The following is an 18,817-nucleotide window of genomic DNA, read 5'->3' on the forward strand; positions in this document are numbered from 1 at the left end:
ATCGCTGAGTGGGCATTGAGAATATAGTTAAAGAGGCTAGGGCCATAGCCAGGAGGAGACTAAGCGGCCACTTACTACTTGTAGCCCTCCAATGCCTTAATGACGCCGATATTGTTTCCATGGCTGAGAGGAGGTTAACTGAGGATCCACTCGGCAGGGTTGAGGCCCTCAGGGTACTGGTGATGCTATGCGTTGAGCCACAAATGGCTAAGAGTGGTGAAGATAAACTGGAGTGATACCATACGTATGTGTTTTTAAGGTCTTAGTTGGATAATCTTGGTCAGCATATATGGCCTAATCGCTACGTTTAGTGTCGCGCCCTCTTCAGCTGGGGTGGCCATTATTGTTAACTCGTTTTCACCTGTTAGGTATGGTTCAGGTAGGTAGAACCTTGACTGTGAGCCTCTTGGGTAATACCTACCTATTAACCTACCGTTTAGGTATATTAACGCATGCACCCTCCCACTTAACTCGGCGTAGAGCGGTGAATTGACGTCGCTTGGCTTATTCACGGTGAACCTAAGCTTAACGGTAGCTGGTTCACTTATACTCAATGGTAATTGAGCCTGCCCACTGGCCTCACCAAGCTCCATAATGCCTAGGCTGTAGTTAGCTAGCGCATTGTTCCACAGGTCAACCTCAACCTTCCCGGGACTTGGGTCAATACTCTTAATATTATACCTAAGCACGGCAATCACCACCTCAACGTCACCCTCCCTCAAGCCGCCATACACGGTGGTTTCAAATGGCCTATCACCATGGCCCCTGTAAACCTCCTCACCATTGATGAAAACTATGATTATGCCTGGATGCCCACTGATCCTGAGCACAACGTGTCTCTTACCGTCAATGTGAATCCTCGACCTGTAGTAAACCACGGCATTATTCGGCTTACCTAATTCGCTAACGTCCTTAACCCACTTAACATTGGGTAGGTACTCCCTAATCTCCCTATTAATCACGGCTGTGTGACTGTAGTTTGTTGCAATACCGGGCTTAAGTCTCCCTGATAAGTCGAGTAAACCGTATTCCCACGAACCAACCGTGACACTGCCACCGTAACCAAGCAGTACAGGTGACTGCAACCCGGTGAAGAATGGTAATGCGCCATCGTTTGGGTGGCCTGTGGATTCTGCAATAATCCTCAAGCTACCTGGGTTCACATTAGCCTTAACGTAAATGAACACATCGGTAACAACCTTACCATTGTTAACCACCACGGCGTAGTCGTGAACAACAAGACCTATTAAGCCGCTTGACTCAACCCTAGTATCATACGTGTACACGCCGTGTTTAAATATCCCCAACTCCTCAAGGGGCTTAATGCCGTTTAACTCCATGATGTGCTTAACGTTAACTGTACCCCTGCTAATGCCTGTGATTGATACCTTAGGCTCCTCAATGTTGACTTTAAGTTCAACCCTGGTCATGTCCAATTCAGGCATGTATCTGCCTAAACTCGACTTGAAGGGTAGGTAGGCTACGTTAACACCCTCCTTGGCCTCAATTGTAAGGTTACTGTAGTCCCCATCCCTAATTAGGTAGATGTTTGATGGTACGTAGTACCCGTTTAGGAACCAGGTCCTTGAGGCAAATAGTTCACTTAGCACCAAAACCCTAACAACACCCTTACCCTCAATTAAGCAGCCACCTAGTTCACTGGGCACCCTACCACTCAACACAACGGTGTCACCCTCTGGGCGGTGCTCGACGTTAGTGCATGACTTAACCACACCATTCCTTAGCCTAATGCTGAAACCCTCACCCTCATCCCCGTAAAGCAACACATCGCCATCACTCACGGTTAGTAAGCTTAGGTTTGTTTCAGTGATGGTGACACCCTTAACGTTTAGGTTACGTGGAACAACCTTAACACCCCTAGACCTAACCCTAACGTTACCGTCAACCCACTCAGACTCAGTATTGTTAATGTAGAACATTAGCCTCAAGTCACCCCTCCTCCTAACCACGAGTAACCTACCATTATCGAAATGTTCACTCTCAGTTTCACTACCATCGATGAACTCGGCCAGTGGCGTAACCAACTTAACCTTATAGTACCTATCACTCAACTCACCCCACTCCCTAATTGAGGCCTCATAATCATAGGTGGTCGTTATCCACCTTCCAGTCCAATACCCGAAGTTTGTGCCTCCGTGGAACATGTAGAAGCTCACAACGTCGGAACCATAAGCCAACGCAGTGGCTAATAGCATCCTAGTCCAGTCAGGTGGGAAGCTACCCCTACTGGTGGGTAGTGGCCTATCTATTGTTGAGAACCAGCCACCCTCATACTCAAGTATCTTAGGCCTACCCCCCTGCGTCTCCACCAAGTCCTTAATCCCCCCTACCACCTGGTTTAGGTCCCATGGGTCTGGGTAGAGGTCGAGGGCATCCGTGTAAATCGTGTTCCTAACGAACCTATTCACGTTGACGTATAGCTTAGCCGTTACGCCAAGTTGCCTAGCCAACTCGGCAAGCTTCATATGGTATGGTGCGTCACCCCAGAAGTACTCATTCTCCAGTTGAACAATCTCAATGCCACCACTAGGCCCCTGGTGCTTGACGATAATGGGGAGTATTGCCCTAAGCCACCTCTCGGCGTACGGGTAGTATGATGGGTCTAGGCTCCTCGGCACTAGGCCCCTACTTATGAGCCAATCTGGGTGGCCACCATTATCCCACTCTGAGCATATGTAAGGCCCAACCCTGGCTATTATCCTGAGCCCGAGGGATTCGGCCATGCTTAGGTAAAGGTCCACATCCTTCTCGCCCGAAAAGTCAAACACATCAGGTTCAGGTTCATGGAGGTTCCAGGCGAAGTACGTGTTGAGGCAGTTTAAGCCAGCCATCTTAAGCTTAAGCAGCCTGTCCATCCAAAGCCCCCTAGGAATCCTGAAGTAGTGCATTTCACCGCATAGAAGCATGCTTAAGGCACCTGAAACGACTTTTAAAGCATTAACCAGCGGTGATGATGAAGACGAAATTCACAGTTCGAGGTGAAGAAGGGGTAAGTCCGTGTGATGGGTTACCATAAACAATGTTAGGTTAAGGCGAGGCACATTGGACTGGGGTTAGGTTAAAGCTTACCCTTAGCCTTAAGGACCTTCACTACGTAGCTACCGACTATGTCCAGCGTATCGTTTATGTTTATTAACGTTGTATCAACGACCAGGTCGAATATTGATAGGTCGTTGGTGTCTATTGAGTAAATCGCCATGTACCTCCTCCTGTTGGACTCCTCCCTAACCTTAATTTCATTAACGGCATCGTTAATGCTAATACCCTCCCTACGCGCCAACCTGTCTGCCCTGGCTTTTAAATCAGCCTTAAGGTACACCTTAACATCAGCGTAGTCCTTAATGATCCATGCGGCTAGGTGACCTTCAACCACAACCCTACCCCTCTTAGCCTCATCAATCGACACTTGGTCGACGTAGCGGTCAATGCTGTAGTCCCTCTCCGCCAGTTCATGAAGCTGAATTAGGCTTACCCCCCTCTCCGCCGCTATCTTCCTGAAAACCTCACCCACTGAAATGAACCTGTAGCCAAGCTTATCCGCCAGGAGCCTGGCCACGGTGGTTTTGCCGCTGGCCACCTGTCCACTTATGGCTATAACCCCCATCTTAAGCACCCATTAACCTAGCCGCTATCTTCAAACCAGCCATTAGGCACCTATGGCATACGTAACCCCCATAAGGCCTACTAACCCCTCCTTTAACCACAGTCCCGCATACCGCGCACTTGACAGTGCCACCCCTCCTAGCCATACCTAACCCGAGACCATGTGTACTCAGTTTTTAAGCTTTAAATTATTGAAAGGCGAAGTATGTTTAAGGTTAATTAACCACCGTTAGTGCTGCGGCGCGTCCCTAACAGGCCCATTGATCACTGGGTGTGGTTATAGGGTTATGGCACCCTCCATACGGTACCTGCGCCTAGCCAGTGCGAACAGATTCCTCCATAGGAATATACTGACCAGTATAACGTTCACAGCCAATATGAGGCTCATTGCCTCTAACCCCACTACATTGCCCACAGCCGTGTAGTAATCCATGAGTGCCGTGTAGCCGTGAACCATGTACACCTTACCGTTAATACTCTGGAAATACTCGGCAATCTCAAGGCCACCCCAGGTTGAGCCAACGGTACTTGCTAACCCAGTTATCGTGGCCGGCATCGCTCCCGGTATGGCTAGTTTAGTTAACTTATGCCAGGTGGATAGGTTTAGATTGTTTGCAACATCCCATAGACTCCTTGGTATGGTCTTCATGCCCACGTACATGTTGTATATCACGTACCAAGCCGTGCTCAGGAAGGCCACTATGAGGACCAGTAGCTCAAGTGACGCAGTTAACCCAAGCCTAATGGCCATGATTGTTACGAAGGGCACTGCCACTAGGGGTAGGTAGGCGGATACAGGTATTGATGCCAAGTCTTCAAGCACAGGTAGTAGTATGGCTTCAACCCTAGGCCTAGTAACCATAAGGTAATTAACCGGCACAGCCACCGCTATTGAGGCTATGGTGACTATAGTAACCCTAAGCCAGTCAAGGCCCAGGTAGTAGAGGTAGGTTACCCAATTATTATATATGTTGATGAGTATGGGTAGCCAGGTGGTTTCCCAGGAGGAGTATATGCCATAGGCCACCAGGGCCAGGATCAATAAACCCACGCCAATGGCCACATACCTCTCCATTTTCGTTAAAATGCCCACTGGCCTCGGCCTAATGGCCAACCTGTGGTATATTGAGTAGCCGGTCGCCCTAACGAAAACCGGTAAGGTAGCCCGTTCAACGGCCATAACCCTCCTAACGTATCTAATATTCCTACTGAGCGATGCCCTCAATCTGCTTGTGGTTTGCCTCCTAGCCCCAACCCTAGTAACCTCAACATACGGGTCATAACTATACTTAACCGCCCAGTTCACGAAGGGCCTAAGCACCAGGAAGACGACCACGGTGACTAATATTATCAATACTATTAATGCCGTTATGGCATTGACCCATTCCCCCTCACTGGTCCAACCTGCTATTAAAGCCCCTATCCCGAAAACACCGTAACTCCTGGTCCCTAGGGTTACGACTTCACTAACCACTATGTAGAATAATGCATCAGCGAAGCTCACAAGTATGTTGCCGGCCACCCTCGGTATCGTTACTGGTATGTACAGTTTAGTGAACTTGGAGATGAATGATAACCTATACATGTTGACTACATCCTCGAGGGATTGGGCCACGGTCTTTATCGACTCGTATTCACCAATCCAAATGTTCCAAACCACCGCCGTGAAAACTAGGAAGTCGACGGCTAATTCAACGCCGAGGTAGCCCCCTATCCTGCTTATGAAGAACACTAGGACTATGGGGAAGAAGGTGATGACTGGTACTGACTCTAGGGTTTGCGTTACGGATAGAAACACTCTCTCAACCATCCCACTCTTAGCCGCTGCGTAGCCGAGGAACCAACCTGTGACTACGGAAATCATTAAGGTTGCCGCAACCCTGGCCATGGTTGCTAACGACGCTAACAGTGATATAACGACAATACTGAGGGTTACCATTAAGATCCCCTGGCCCTTAAGTCTTAGCTATGCCAGCGAGTTCCATGGACTTTGAGATTTCTCCGTAAAGCAGGTCTAGGTAGTCCTGGAACTCCTTATCCCTAGGTGACCTGGGTCTAGGTAAATCTATACTCACGTCGGATATCACGGTGGCTGGCCTACCACCGAGTATGATTACCCTATCGCTGAGTTCAATAACCTCCTCCAGGTTATGACTAACCATCACTATAGCCTTAACGGTGGACTCCTCGTTAAAAACCATGTTGTATATCTCGCTCTTAAGACCCTCTGCGGTTATGGCATCCAAATTGGCAAACGGCTCATCCATCAGAAGGAGCACTGGTTGAGCTGCTAACGCCCTAGCTATGGCGACCCTCTGCTTCATCCCACCACTCAACTCCCTTGGGTAGTAGTTCTCAAAGGCCCCTAAACCAACCAGTTCAAGGTACCTCCTAGCTAGCTTAATCCTCTCATCCTTACTGAGCCTCTTGTGAAGTAACGCTACTTCAACATTTTCCAGGGCTGTTAGCCAGGGGAAGAGGGCGAAGTCCTGAAATATCATGGATATTTTAGGTGTTGGACCCCTAACCTCCTCACCCATTAAAAGCACCTTACCACTATCAGGCTTCCTCAACCCAGCTATTATCCTTAACAACGTGGTTTTGCCGGTGCCAGTAGGCGCCACTATTGATACGTACTGCTTCTCATAAACGGTGAACGAGACATTCCTAAGAACGTGTAGAGGCCCCCTCTCTGTCCTGTAGCTGAAGGAAATGTCCACTACTTCCAGGACAGGGGGTAGTGGGATGATCCCACCAGGCCACGATAATTATAAGGGTTTATAAGTGTTTCCCAGCTGGTGCCATTACCCCATCTTAAGGAATAATACAGCACTACCACTTATTGGCGGCTTCGAGTTGTGAGATGCGCCATACTCTACTAAAGGTTTGATCAAGTTATGGATATGACTCTTCCCCACCCCTTCTAAGGGTGGAGTTGCCCCACTACTATTAAACCCAACCCTAAAGGGCGAGGCTCGCTATTCTCATTGGCTTGTTGTGTTTTACGATTGACAATGCGTAAGGGGATTATGTGTTATTTTTAGGCTTTAGCTCTGTAGGGTTAAGTTACCTTTAATATTAGCCTACATGCATTGGGTATTAATAATGTGGAGGTGGGTGACCGCCATGAGGTTAAGGGACGTGGTTAATTTAATGCTACTAGTGCTTATGTCACCACTGGTTGGTAGTGATGAGGCCGTTAGGCTCATTGGCGATAACGTCGAATTGACTAAGGCTGGTAAACTCCTACTAACCATGGCTAGGCATTATGAGCAGAGTGGCATAAGCTACGACGCTTACTTCGAATTCCTGGTCCAGAGGTTCAGCAATATTGTCGAGGATTGGAGAAGGATGAGTAGCGAGGTTAATTTAAGCATACTGGTCCTCGTAATGGCTTTGATCATGGTTGAGGCGTTGATGGTAATGTTAATAGGCATCGGCATTGCCGGGCTGCTCCTACTGTTAATGCCACTGCTCCTAATCCCCATTATCCACCTTAATCAGCCTAAGATTTACGAGTACGATTACCTTAAGCCCACGGTAATTGGCCTTGCGTCAGCATTAGTAGTGTATGTGATTACTCATAATGCCCCATATTCATTAATAGCCTTCTCGCTGGGTTTCTCCACGCTATACTTACCCCAGTTTCTAGGCTTCCTAAGGCTTATGATTAACCTGGAGGGTAGGATAACGGAGCCTATACTTGAGTTAACCTGGAACCCTAACCCAAGGGTGATAGTGGGTTCATCTACAATTGAGCGGGAGTTCTCCAGGGTAAGGGACCTAGCCTATAGTGTCGGTGCACCTTACTTCGTGACCAGGGCGGCTAGGATAGTCGACTCCGTTGTATTTCAACTAAAGGCCATGTTCAGGGATGACGTAATTTACGGAGTCCTAATACCAATCAGTTACATTGCCCTAGTGGAATTCGTGGAGTTCGTCAATGGTGTGCTCTCAGGTTCCCTAAGTGCCGTCACGGTCAGGGCACCGTTTAGCTACCACGTACCAACACTGGCCTTATTAATATCGGCCGTATCCACATCGATATTGAGTGGTAAGGTTATTCATAGCATTGGCCTAGGCTTATCAATAATGTTCATGTTCATAATACCGACACTACCCATTATACTGCATTAACGTTATCTTGTCATCTTCTCTCTCCTTCCCTAGTTGTTGGCCTTGGGATTATTGGGTATGGCAAGTATTCGATGCCTGGCCTGTTTGCGCGTGCCTGTGGGTAAAGAATCATTAGTTCGTAAACCTCTGGCGGTATATTTGTGGATACGCTTAATCCCATTTCCCTAAGCTGCTCCACGGTGATTGGGTAATCGTGGGTGTAGTACCCACCCACGAGTTTATCCGCAATTCGCCTAGCCTTATCCTCCCCCACCTTATCCCTAATTAACTCAATCACCAATTCCTTAATCTGGTTCAACGCTTTCTCGGCCATGTCAGCGAGTATTAACGTTTGGTCATCAACCTAACCCTGATCGGCCTTACTCCTGTTGAGATCAACCAGGAAACAATACATTTATATTTAACCCAGATAAACCGAATAATTAATGAACCTAGTCAGCCTAATTCTAATAATAGTAGCAGTGGTTGCCGTAGTGGTGATTATTCTACTGGTGGCTAGAGGGGGCAGGAGGGGTGGGGTGAAGCCAACCAAGGGTGGTTCCGTTAATTTAAGCAATATAAACATACAGCAGGGCACCGGGAGTGGTGGTATGGCGGCTAACCCACAGGTGAATAAGTCAACCATAGATTCACTTAGGGAGGAATTAATCAGTAGGATTGAGAATCTAACCATAATAGTTAGTGAGATTAATAAAAGGATAAGTGAATCAGTTGTCCCACAGGCAGTTGTTCAGGAGACTCCGGTTATGATGATTAGCTACGCCCCATCAAGTTTAACCGAGGTTAGGGATATGATTAACGTGAATGCGGTAGCCCTAATCGATGCCTCAAGTATGAACGTTACTGAGGGTAGTGGTGAATACGACTTCGAGTCCCTAAGGGATTACATATCCATGGTTATTAGGGATAGCTTAGGCCTGTTGAGTATTGTTAAGGGTAATGATAACGTATACGTAATGCCCATTAACAAGGGTACCTTATGCGCGTTGGTGTCCAGTAGGCCATTATCAATGGTTGAGGTTAATGTGGCTAGAAGCCTCATCAACAACTACCTTTCCTCAAAATGACACCTGTTCAACTCCTCAAGTAGGTTGCGCTCATAAATCTCGCCCCTTGGCCTCCTCTCCCTGAAAACCTGCGCCTCATAAACATAAACCCTGGTACCCTCCTCAGCCCAACACTCCGGGCTTAGGTAAGCCTTCTCACAGGCCTCATCCAGATACATTACCGTGTCCCAGCAGTACTCAACAGGCACTTGGGGTAGGAGTAAGCCACTGTACATCCCCCTCTCTACGACCAGGCCGTGAACGCCGACCTTAACCATGTTAACCAGCTCCCTGGGTGAGCTAAACCTAGCCTCCTCAAGTGGGCTAAGCACACTAACCTCAAACAACACCGAGTCGAGCTCGCTAGGGTCAAGCGGCGCAAACCTGGGGTCATCGAAGGCTGCGGCCAGGGCGCTGTTTATGGTGGCCCTAGCCGTGTTTACGTTACCCCTCGGGAAGCCTATGCAACCCCTCAGCTCGGTGGTTCCATTCTCCTTAACAGTCTCTATGGTTGTGAAGACGCCGTAGTTATCCTTAAGCAGTCTGCTGGGTGTATCCTCAGGGGGCTTTAGTACGCGCCTACTCTTTATGAACTCCTCAACAGCCCTCCTAGCCAGCTTAACCAGGTAAGCCCCCTCCTCAAGGTTATAGGGTTTAAACATCACTTAACGCTCTAACACCCTTAAATATCCCTTACGCTAGGCTGCACGGTGGCATAGCCACACAGCTTTTACGCCCAGTGTACCTAAGGGCCTCAGTGTGATGAATATGGAACCACGCTGATTTATGAGGAGGGAGACCGCGACTGACAGCGAAACCTTTATAAATCAATTATTGGTAACCAATAAAATATGAATAGTAGAAGTGCAGGTGAGGGGTTAAGGCACGTGCACTACCTAATCTTCCTAAGCTTCGCCCTAGGCTTCCTAATATGGGGTTTCGTCTCAACTAGTGGTATAATGACCATAAATTACTTTAAGGACTACATACCTCCATGGCTACTCCCCCTATCAGTGGTAATAGGCTACGTATTCGTGGTACTTGGCGACTTCACGATGGGTGTGCTCACTGATAGGTTAGGTAGGAAGGGGATATTCGTGTACACCATGAGCATGTACACCGTTGGGCTGCTGGGCATGGCGGCTTCACTCTATGTTAAGCAGCTGGTTAACCCCATGGTTGCCTTCACCGTATTCATGGTTTCATACGCACTGGCGGAGTTCGGTGTTGGGGGTGAGGAGCCACCTGCATTGGCAGCCATAACTGAGCTTATGCCGAGTGGCGGTAGGGGTATGATGCTTGTGCTAACACCCAACTTCGATAATGTGGGTGCAGCATTAGCGGCAGCCATACTATACGTGTCACTGCTGCTCACAGGCCAGGCCAGTGTACCATCAATATATGTCATGATTGGTTCAGCACTCGTGGTGGTTTTCATAGCACTCATCGTTAGGCTCAGCATACCTGAATCGGTTAAATGGCTTGAAGCCAGGGGTAAGGTTAATGAGGCCATTGAGGTGGCTAGGCGTGAGGGACTTGAGTACGTGTTAAGCAAGGGTGGCTCAAACATCCAATTAAAGGCCCCACCGGCCTGGTTCAGGGCTCTCTTCCTATCCATAATAGGTTTAGTTCAAATCACCACGTATGGGTTGATGGCATATACCATAATCTACCTGCCATCATTACCCTTCAGCGGTAACCCTGGGCTTCAGTCGCTGGTTGTGTTATTGGCAAACCTGGGCGCATCAATAGCCGGTTTAATAGGCTTTTGGGTTGATGCCGTAGGCAGGAGACCCCTCACATTACTGTCATACGTGGGTGGATTATTAACCATGGTACCGATTTTCCTAATATACGCAGCCATAAACACACCATTGCGGTCATCACTACCGGTATTCTACGTCCTACTCTTCCTAAACATGGCCTTCAGCGAGTTTGGTTGGGCAGTTAGGACGCTGCTTGAGCCTGAGTTATTCCCGACAAGGACTAGGGGGACGTGGATAGGGATGATTAGGTTAATAGCCTGGGGCGTCTACATAGTACTGACGTACTACCTCCTCAGCGCATTAAACACCTACCAGTACCTACTGGTCAACCTGATACTGTACGCAATCGGCGCCTTAGCGTCCATAGCCTGGTACATATGGGGTGTTGAGACTAGGGGTGTACCGGTGAGCATCTTGGATGAGGCCATGGGTTGATCTTAGCATTCACGGCTATTTAGATGCCTTTAAGGAATTGGTTCATTACTTTCAACCGTGATTAACATTAGCATTGCATGGTGTGAACATAGTTTGACCGGAAAGTATTTTTAAGTGCTAAGACGTGGGTTGATGAGTCATGACGATGCTCATTAAGGTGGATCCCATTAAGCCCGATGAGTCTGAGATTAAGAAGGCAGCTGAGGTTATATTGAGAGGTGGCTTAGTCGCCTTCCCCACTGAGACTGTTTATGGCCTTGGCGCATCGACGTATAATGATGACGCCATTAGGAGGATCTACGTGGTTAAGAATAGGCCCATGGATAACCCAAGCATAGTTCACGTATCAACCTTCGACCAGCTTCACGAGGTGGCCCAGGAGGTTCCTGATGATCTTGAGGAGAGGCTTAGGGTGGCTTGGCCCGGCCCATTAACAGTGATACTCAGGAAGAGTGCGAGGATTAGCCCAGTAGCCTCCTGCGGGTTGGATACGATTGCCGTTAGGATGCCGGCCCACCCAGTGGCCTTAATGCTGATAAGGCTGAGCACCCCCATATCAGCGCCGAGCGCCAACCTATCCGGTAAGCCAAGCCCAACCAGGGCTGAGCACGTTATTAGGGACCTTTGGGGTAAGGTTGACGTTATCATTGATGGAGGTGAAACCTTCTTCGGCGTTGAGTCAACTATAATAGATTACACCAAGAGACCACCAGTGCTTTATAGACCAGGCCCCTTCACACTGGAGGAGTTGAGGAGGCTGTTCGGCGATATTAGGATCCCCGAGCAGGCCCTTGGGCTTGGCGAGTTTAAGGAGGCCCTAGCCCCTGGAATGAAGTATAGGCACTACGCCCCGAATAAACCATTGACTGTGGTTGAGTGCGGTGACTTGGATAACCTAGTTAAGTTAACAATGGATCTAGCCATGGATGAGGTTAAGAGGGGTAGGAGAGTTGTGGTGTTGTGCAGTAGTGAAACCTGCGGCAAATACAGGAGCTTAGGTCTCAGGGTCATTGAGGTTGGGTCGAGGGTTAACCTGTACACGGTGGCTAAGAACCTATTCCATTCATTAAGGTTGATTGACGAAATCGATGCAGACGTGGCCATTGCCGAGGGTTACCCTGAGGTTGGGATTGGCCTAGCCGTAATGAATAGGTTGAGGAAGGCCTCAGGCCACAACATAGTTAGGTGCGTTGATTAGTCATTTGGCTAAAGCATTTAAACACCAAACCTAAGCGGTGTCTAATGAACACGGACGCATTGATAACGTACGTGGCCATAGCTATCATAGTTGCAGCTGCGGTATTCTCAATATTTGTACACGCCTTTAAGCCAAGTAAGGGTGTGGAGTTTACACCAACCTATGTAGTGCTCAATCATCATATAGGGGACATGGTAACTATGGCGTCTACACTGGGTCTACAGTATGGTAACTCAACAGCCCCAATCTGGGTCATCTACTTCATTAACCCCTATGATGATGCTAACTACACGTTAAGCAACGTATTTAACTCAACAATAATGGGCATGATTAATGGGGGTGAGGTTAACCTAGTCATGATACCCAACATGGTTACTTATAATAGTGCCAGTGGTGCTGTTACCCAGAGGTTCCTACCCCTGTACATATGCGCCTACAGCATTAACAAGACCGCTTCCCTCGAATTCCTCAGGTGGTTCAGCATGAAGGTTCATGAGAACGCCACGCTAGCCCTAAACATTAGCCTAAGTGACATGCTTAGCGAGTTATCGAGCCTAGGAGTCGGTGACGTTAACTACACGGCCTGCGCCGTTAAGTTCAACTCAACCCTAGGCAACTACTACTCATTCATGGTCAGCGTGCTTTCGTGGGCTTACGGCCTACAGTCCCCAAGCGGCTACATACTACCCAACGACCTGGTTATAGTTGGGATTAACAGGGCTAGTGGAATAGCCGTGGTTGACGAGAACATAGCTGGCTACACACCATCGTTAGGCTTAATGATAAGTAATTTAATTACACAGAGGCCCTTCTACGGCTGATGGTTAATGAACACTGAGGAGCTATTCAACTTAACGGCGACGTACCTCTCAGTCCTGAGGGTTGAGCACGTTATTATGGTTAAGTTAATCATGGAGGTGGCTGGGGGTAGAATTAACTGTAGCAGGCTAATTAGGGTGTTAGGTAGCCACATTGAGAAGGAGAATGATGTATTAACGAAACACGGCCTAACATTAAGCTCAATAAAGCAGTTAAGGAGCCTGTACGAGGAGTGCTATGAGGCATGTATCGAGGGTAAGTTAACCAACAGGGAGTTAAGCAGCCTTTTAACAACTATCAAGAGCCATGATGATGAGTTAAGGTCCCTTATGGATGAGTTAGTTAACAGGTACTTTAGTGAAGTGGCCAATGAGATTTTAACTGAGGCTTAAAATAAAGGGAAACAGATTAATACTAATGCCCAGCGACCTTGACTGTTGAGGTATGGTTAATCTGCGTGACAGGGTTAAGGAATTAATGAGTAGGCTTGAGGCTGATTACAGGTCTAGGACCCGTAAATCCCTTGAATTCTTCAATAGGGCAGCTGCGCTACTCCCAGGTGGCACCACGTATCAGATAAGGTTCTTCAAGCCATACCCAATATACGTGACTAGGGCTAAGGGGGTTAACGTATGGGATGTTGATGGTAATCAGTATGTGGATTACTGGATGGGCCATGGGGCACACATAATGGGGCACTCACCCGACTTCGTGGTTAAGGCTGTTAACGAGGCAGCTCTCAACGGCACGCACTTAGGCTACCCAAACACCCTTGAGGTTGAGTACGCCGAGTTATTAACCAAAGTGATACCAAACGCTGAGATGGTTAGGTTCTCCAACAGCGGCACCGAGGCTAACATGTACGCTGTTAGGCTGGCTAGGGCCTACACAGGGCGCAAGTACATAGTTAAGGTTGAGGGTGGCTGGCATGGGGGTTATGACGCGCTTCACGTGGGCGTCAACCCACCCTTCGAGGGTCCCGAGAGCCTTGGCCTACCTGAGGAGTACATTAAATACACGCTGGTTGTGCCCTACAACGACCTAAACGCCCTGGAGAGGGCATTAAGCAGCCACGATGTTGCGGCAGTGATAATTGAGCCCGTCCCGGGTTCAGGGGGCTGTATCGAACCCCAACCCAACTACCTAAGGGGGGTTAGGGAATTGACCATGAGGTATGGTTCCCTCCTAATATTCGACGAGGTTATTACGGGGTTCAGGCTAGCCCTTGGTGGTGGGCAGGAGTACTTCAACGTTAAGGCCGACATAGTGACCCTAGGCAAGATAATCGGCGGCGGATACCCAGGGGCGGGGGCTATTGCATCCACCTCGGAGATCATGGAGTTGCTTAACCAGGTTAAGAGGCCTAACGCAAGAGCTAGGAGTTTCCACGGTGGTACATTCACAGGTAACGTGATTACATTAACGGCCGGCTACACGATGATAAATTACCTGAGGCGGAACAGGAGCATCTATGACCAGTTCAACGAGCTTTGGGATTGGACCCGCAGGAGGATTAATGAGGTTTGCGAGGGCCACGATAGGTTATGCTGGGCCACCGGGGTAGGCAGCATGATTGGGATCCACTTCACCACGAGTAAGCCCATCAATGTTAGGGAGGCCTACCAGTTGAGGATTGATGAGTCGCTCTATGACCTAATGCACCTCTACATGAGGGTCAACGGCATACTGTACATGACTGAACACATGCCGCACCTACTACCATCAATAATACACGGTAGGGAGCACGCCCAAGCCCTAGTGGATGCATTAGACAACATGCTCAGCATGATAACTCATGGTTAATGTAAATCACTAAGCTATAGCAGTTTTTCAATTTAATTTACGCAGCTAGAAACAAATAAAAACCCTAGAATTGAATTAGGTATAATGAAGAGTTGGCCATTGATAGCACTAGTGCTCGCGGTTGGACTTACCGGCACGGTGGTTGCTATGGATAATGCACGGGGTCTTAGTGTGCATAAGCTACCACCTAGTATTACCGTTTCTCAGTAGGTGGCGGTTTACGTTCACCGCCATCTACCTCTCAACGGTCTCCCTGGGCCCCCTCACCGTAGCGGCTCCCCAACGGTCGCCCGCGGTTCCCAGCCTCTGCGGGTCTCGGAAACTCAGGGTAACCAATTAAAGGTATTAGGGCTATTTATAAATCTAACTGGGATTTAGCCATCAACGAAAAATAAACACCACAAACAACCATGAAAACCGAAACAGCCCCACCCCCAAGTTGCGTGGCAATACCGGTATACGTTAACCTAGGCAACCTAACCCCAGGTATGGCTGGCAGCATCAGCGCTACCGCTCATCTTTACGTCAACTCCACGGGCTACTTCAATGTAAAGCTGCACGATGACGGCCTTGATGATGTCTTCAGCAATCTAACAGTGGTCCTTGATATAGGGGGTCGGTCAGTGACCTTGAACCTTAAGAGGGATGAGGCAACGGTTAACCTAGCTCCAGGTAACTACACGGTGACGGTAACAATCTACTACGTGGTTAATGACAATCCGCATGGGCCACCATATGTAGTTAACAAACCATTAATAACGGTAACACCCATTAAAGAGAGTGAGGGGTCACCCAGTAACCAAACGGAAACGGAAAGTGAATGAGCTTAAGTGGATAGCTGGTTTAATCTTAAAGCTAAACCAACACCGTTACAGCCTTAAAAAGTCGTATACTCTATTTTTGCCTACTTTAAGCTCTATAAGTAGGTTAAAAGCGTCGAGTGTTAGTGAGGCGTGTGGCTAGGGTGGAGGATGTTGTTGAGGAGGCGCTTAGGCTAGTTAAGCCGAGTCAAGAGGAAGTTAATGCCGTCAATGAGGTTGCTAAGGCAATTACCGAGATGCTTAGTGGTGAGGTTAGGTCCCTTGGACTTGAGGGTGAGGTTACCCTACAGGGTTCAGTTGCCCATAACACATGGCTACCTGGGGATAGGGACATAGACGTCTTCATAATACTTCCACGTAATGAAAGGTACATTGGCATGGTTAAGTCAGGTGAGTTGATCAGAGAGCTGGCTAATGCACTCTCTAGGAGGGGGATTAACTGGGTTATGAACTACGCCCAGCACCCATATTTAACATTGGCGTATAATGGGTTTAACGTTGATGTGGTGCCGTGCATAAGGATGAGCATGGGTGAGAAGCCCATCACGGCTGCTGATAGATCGCCGCTCCATACGCTTTACCTTAGGGATAGGTTAAGGGGGCTTGAGGATGATGTTAGGCTACTTAAGCTCATGATGAAGAGGATAGGTGTATACGGGGCTGAGGTTAAGGTACAAGGCTTCAGCGGCTACTTGGCGGAGTTACTTACAATAGCCTACGGGGGCTTCCTGAACGTGGTTAAGGCCGCCTCAGGTTGGGTACCATTCAGGGTTAGGATTAGCTTAACGGCGCATGGTGGCGTTAGGTTTAACGCACCGTTGGTGGTCATTGACCCAATCGACCCCAATAGAAACGTTGCCGCGGCTGTTTCACTGGACTCAATGGCCACCTTCATAGCCGCGTCAAGGCGGCTACTCAAGTACCCAAGCATGGTGTTCTTCAGAGATGTAGCTCCAGTACCTAGGCCAAGTGTCACAGCACCAACGCTAGTCATTTATGGGGATTACCCTAGGGGTTACGTTGAAGATATTGTGTGGGGTCAATTGAGGAGCATTGCATCGTCAATTTGGAACATTGTTAAAAGGGATGGGTTCAAGCCGGTGGACATAGGCCTATACACACCCCAGGACAGGTACGTAGTGATCATGATTACGGTTGAGGAAGCTGAGTTACCACCCCTAGAGGAGCACGTGGGCCCACCCGTCTGGACTGAGGAATCAGATGTGTTCATCAGCAAGTACATTGATTCAGGTGACGTAATAGGCCCCTTCATTAGGGGTGGGAGGTGGGTTGTCATTAGGGCTAGGAGGGTTAGGTCCATTAAGGACTCGGTGCTCAGGGGGCTTAAGGCTGTTGGGAGTGGCGTGGTAAGGGATTCGCTATTGAGGGGTGAGGTTAAGTTGATAAGCAGTGTAGCCCAAGTAAGTGAACTACCCCCGGAGATTAGGGATTCGGCGTTGGTATTCATGAGTAAGAGACCCAGCTGGTTAACAAAACCTGAACCTGGCTAGCGGGTTAACTTAATTAAAGTTTAAACCGAGACCCACACGGATGGCTAAGGTTTACCTAGGGCCAGCTGGGGTACCACTGGGGCTTAAGGGTAAGAGGGGTGCTGGCACGCTGGATGGGATAAGGTATGTTAAGGACGTTGGTTTAAACGCGATGGAGGTTGAGTTCGTGCAGGGGGTTAGGATGAGTAGGGATGCCGCTAAGGAGGCTGGTGAACTGGCTAGGGAGCTTGGGGTTAGGTTATCCATACATGCACCGTACTTCATAAACCTATGCAGCGAGGAGTCCGAGAAGGTTGAGGCCAGTTTAAGGAGACTTCAGGAGTCGTTAGATAGGGGTGAGGCCATGGGGGCTACTGTGGTGGTCTTTCACCCAGCATACTACGGTAAGATGGGGCCTGAGGGCTGCTATAACTCGGTTAAGGACAATGTGCTCAAGTTAATTGACTGGATGAGGGAGAATGGGGTTAGTCACGTGAAGCTCGGGTTAGAGGTTATGGCTAGGAGGAGTCAGTTCGGGAGTCTTGAGGAAACGTTTAGGCTGGTTAAGGAGGTTAACAACCCGCAGGTCGTGGCTGTAGTGGACTGGGGCCACGTCTACGCTAGGAATGGTGGATCAATAAACTACAGGGAGGTTTTGGACATGTGGAGGAGCTACTTCGGAAATCAAGCCATGCACACCCACTTCACCTGCGTGAGGTATAGAAATGGCGAGTGGGTTGATGAACACGAGCCCATAGACACCAATAACCCACCCTTCGAGCCACTCGCCAAGGAATTAGCCGATGAGGACATTGAGATAACCATAATCAACGAGTCACCGCTCCTCGAACAGGACGCATTAAAGATGAGGGAGATCCTACTTAGGTACGGCAATGTACTTGCCTAGGTAACCTTAACTAAGTTAATTAACCTACGGTTGAGTTTAAACAGGAATGTATATACGATAGCCGATGCGGCCGCCGGCAGTGACAAAACGAACGGCAAGCTTCGCCTTTTATGGTGTGGTTTATTGGTGGTTGGGTTTGTTTAAAGTTTTAGCCTATTGGCCAGTATGTTTGTTTCTGGTTACCTTTTAATTCCCCCTTTGCTGTGTTTTCTCGGTGCCTAGGGTGGTGCCTCCGGGAGGGGGTTTCCTCGCCTTGGATGAGCCGGTGGGTCGATCACCCACTGTTTCCACCAACCCAGGCACTCTTTCCTCCTCCACTCCTAAATCGAAGGGTGGGAGTGGGAAATCAAGGAATGGGAATGAGGAAATACGCACTGTTAGGCTTAGGCTATTGCCCAATGGTTCTCAGGAGAGAAGGCTAAGAAGAATCGCCGATGCTACTGCCAAATTATGGAATGAGCTTAATTATGCTAGGCTTACGCAGTTTAGGGCAAGTGGCAAGGTGGATTTTAAGGGCACTGGGCATGAGTTCTACTGCAAGTACAATGTGGTGCTTGGTGTTAATGCCGGTCAAGTGGTTAACTTAAACAACCAAGCGTGGAATTCCTTCTTTAAGTTGTCTAGGCTTTACAAGCAAGGCAAACTACCTAAATTCATGGGTAAGCCTTCACCACCTGGCTTCTGGAAGGATAGGTTACTAGGCAGGAGGGAGCTAAGGATCCTGGTGAGGAACGATAGGTACTACCTAGAGCCCACCAACGGTGGAGAGGG

General features: G+C 48.7%; 18 protein-coding genes and 1 pseudogene. 12 read left to right on the top strand and 7 right to left on the bottom strand.

What is annotated here, in order from left to right:
- The first annotated feature begins 8 nt into the window (after positions 1-8).
- The gene (locus AAX04_RS00465) at positions 9-236 is read left to right on the top strand and encodes a hypothetical protein (RefSeq protein WP_066792669.1); all 228 of its coding nucleotides are present in this window, start codon (positions 9-11) and stop codon (positions 234-236) included.
- 18 nt (positions 237-254) lie between these two features.
- Here the strand turns inward: AAX04_RS00465 and AAX04_RS00470 are convergent, their stop codons facing one another.
- The 5 genes from AAX04_RS00470 to AAX04_RS00485 form a co-directional block, all read right to left on the bottom strand.
- Positions 255-2,987 carry a beta-galactosidase gene (locus AAX04_RS00470; protein ID WP_369818394.1) on the bottom strand — a complete coding sequence of 911 codons (2,733 nt, stop codon included), beginning with the start codon at positions 2,985-2,987 and terminating at the stop codon, positions 255-257.
- A 92-nt stretch (positions 2,988-3,079) separates the two neighbouring features.
- Positions 3,080-3,625 (bottom strand): (d)CMP kinase, encoded by a 546-nt coding sequence (gene cmk, locus AAX04_RS00475; protein WP_066792716.1) that lies wholly within the window; start codon positions 3,623-3,625, stop codon positions 3,080-3,082.
- 1 nt (position 3,626) lies between these two features.
- Positions 3,627-3,770: a hypothetical protein gene (locus tag AAX04_RS11735; RefSeq protein WP_156519615.1), complete on the bottom strand. Its 144-nt coding sequence runs from the start codon at positions 3,768-3,770 to the stop codon at positions 3,627-3,629.
- 131 nt (positions 3,771-3,901) lie between these two features.
- Entirely contained in the window at positions 3,902-5,563 is a 1,662-nt protein-coding gene (locus tag AAX04_RS00480; protein WP_066792673.1) for an ABC transporter permease subunit, read from the bottom strand.
- A gap of 16 nt (positions 5,564-5,579) precedes the next feature.
- Positions 5,580-6,344: an ABC transporter ATP-binding protein gene (locus tag AAX04_RS00485; RefSeq protein ID WP_084761107.1), complete on the bottom strand. Its 765-nt coding sequence runs from the start codon at positions 6,342-6,344 to the stop codon at positions 5,580-5,582.
- Between the two features lie 406 nt (positions 6,345-6,750).
- On the opposite strand from AAX04_RS00485, the gene AAX04_RS00490 reads away from it, so the two are divergent.
- Positions 6,751-7,761: a hypothetical protein gene (locus AAX04_RS00490; protein ID WP_156519616.1), complete on the top strand. Its 1,011-nt coding sequence runs from the start codon at positions 6,751-6,753 to the stop codon at positions 7,759-7,761.
- Positions 7,762-7,771: 10 nt separating this feature from the next.
- Here the strand turns inward: AAX04_RS00490 and AAX04_RS00495 are convergent.
- Positions 7,772-8,092, bottom strand: a pseudogene (locus tag AAX04_RS00495) (hypothetical protein); the annotation flags it as partial.
- A 94-nt stretch (positions 8,093-8,186) separates the two neighbouring features.
- Between AAX04_RS00495 and AAX04_RS00500 the strand changes: the two are divergent.
- Positions 8,187-8,828 carry a hypothetical protein gene (locus AAX04_RS00500; RefSeq protein WP_066792677.1) on the top strand — a complete coding sequence of 214 codons (642 nt, stop codon included), beginning with the start codon at positions 8,187-8,189 and terminating at the stop codon, positions 8,826-8,828.
- On the opposite strand, the gene AAX04_RS00505 is transcribed toward AAX04_RS00500, so the two are convergent.
- Positions 8,810-9,469, bottom strand: a complete 660-nt coding sequence (locus tag AAX04_RS00505) for a TIGR00296 family protein (protein ID WP_066792678.1) — start codon at positions 9,467-9,469, stop codon at positions 8,810-8,812. The genes AAX04_RS00500 and AAX04_RS00505 overlap by 19 nt on opposite strands.
- 189 nt (positions 9,470-9,658) lie before the next feature.
- Here AAX04_RS00505 and AAX04_RS00510 point away from each other — a divergent pair, with 189 nt between their 5' ends.
- The 9 genes from AAX04_RS00510 to AAX04_RS00550 all read left to right on the top strand — a co-directional run.
- On the top strand, positions 9,659-11,008 hold the full coding sequence (locus tag AAX04_RS00510) for an MFS transporter (protein ID WP_066792680.1): 1,350 nt from the start codon (positions 9,659-9,661) through the stop codon (positions 11,006-11,008).
- Between the two features lie 139 nt (positions 11,009-11,147).
- Positions 11,148-12,206 (top strand): L-threonylcarbamoyladenylate synthase, encoded by a 1,059-nt coding sequence (locus AAX04_RS00515; RefSeq protein WP_066792682.1) that lies wholly within the window; start codon positions 11,148-11,150, stop codon positions 12,204-12,206.
- A 44-nt stretch (positions 12,207-12,250) separates the two neighbouring features.
- Entirely contained in the window at positions 12,251-13,027 is a 777-nt protein-coding gene (locus AAX04_RS00520) for a hypothetical protein (protein ID WP_066792683.1), read from the top strand.
- Positions 13,028-13,033: 6 nt separating this feature from the next.
- Positions 13,034-13,417, top strand: a complete 384-nt coding sequence (locus AAX04_RS00525) for a hypothetical protein (protein ID WP_066792684.1) — start codon at positions 13,034-13,036, stop codon at positions 13,415-13,417.
- A 52-nt stretch (positions 13,418-13,469) separates the two neighbouring features.
- Positions 13,470-14,828, top strand: a complete 1,359-nt coding sequence (locus tag AAX04_RS00530; protein ID WP_066792685.1) for an aspartate aminotransferase family protein — start codon at positions 13,470-13,472, stop codon at positions 14,826-14,828.
- A 443-nt stretch (positions 14,829-15,271) separates the two neighbouring features.
- Positions 15,272-15,652 carry a hypothetical protein gene (locus AAX04_RS00535; protein ID WP_066792686.1) on the top strand — a complete coding sequence of 127 codons (381 nt, stop codon included), beginning with the start codon at positions 15,272-15,274 and terminating at the stop codon, positions 15,650-15,652.
- 131 nt (positions 15,653-15,783) lie between these two features.
- A complete protein-coding gene (gene cca, locus AAX04_RS00540; protein WP_066792688.1) occupies positions 15,784-17,160 on the top strand; it encodes a CCA tRNA nucleotidyltransferase in 1,377 nt (458 codons plus the stop codon).
- A gap of 40 nt (positions 17,161-17,200) precedes the next feature.
- Complete coding sequence (locus AAX04_RS00545) at positions 17,201-18,046, top strand: TIM barrel protein (protein ID WP_066792690.1); 846 nt, start codon at positions 17,201-17,203, stop codon at positions 18,044-18,046.
- Positions 18,047-18,260: 214 nt separating this feature from the next.
- On the top strand, positions 18,261-18,817 hold a 557-nt coding region (locus AAX04_RS00550), incomplete at its 3' end, for a transposase (RefSeq protein WP_202904394.1).

Origin of the sequence: Caldivirga sp. MU80 (assembly GCF_001663375.1) — an archaeon.
Lineage (GTDB): Archaea > Thermoproteota > Thermoprotei > Thermoproteales > Thermocladiaceae > Caldivirga.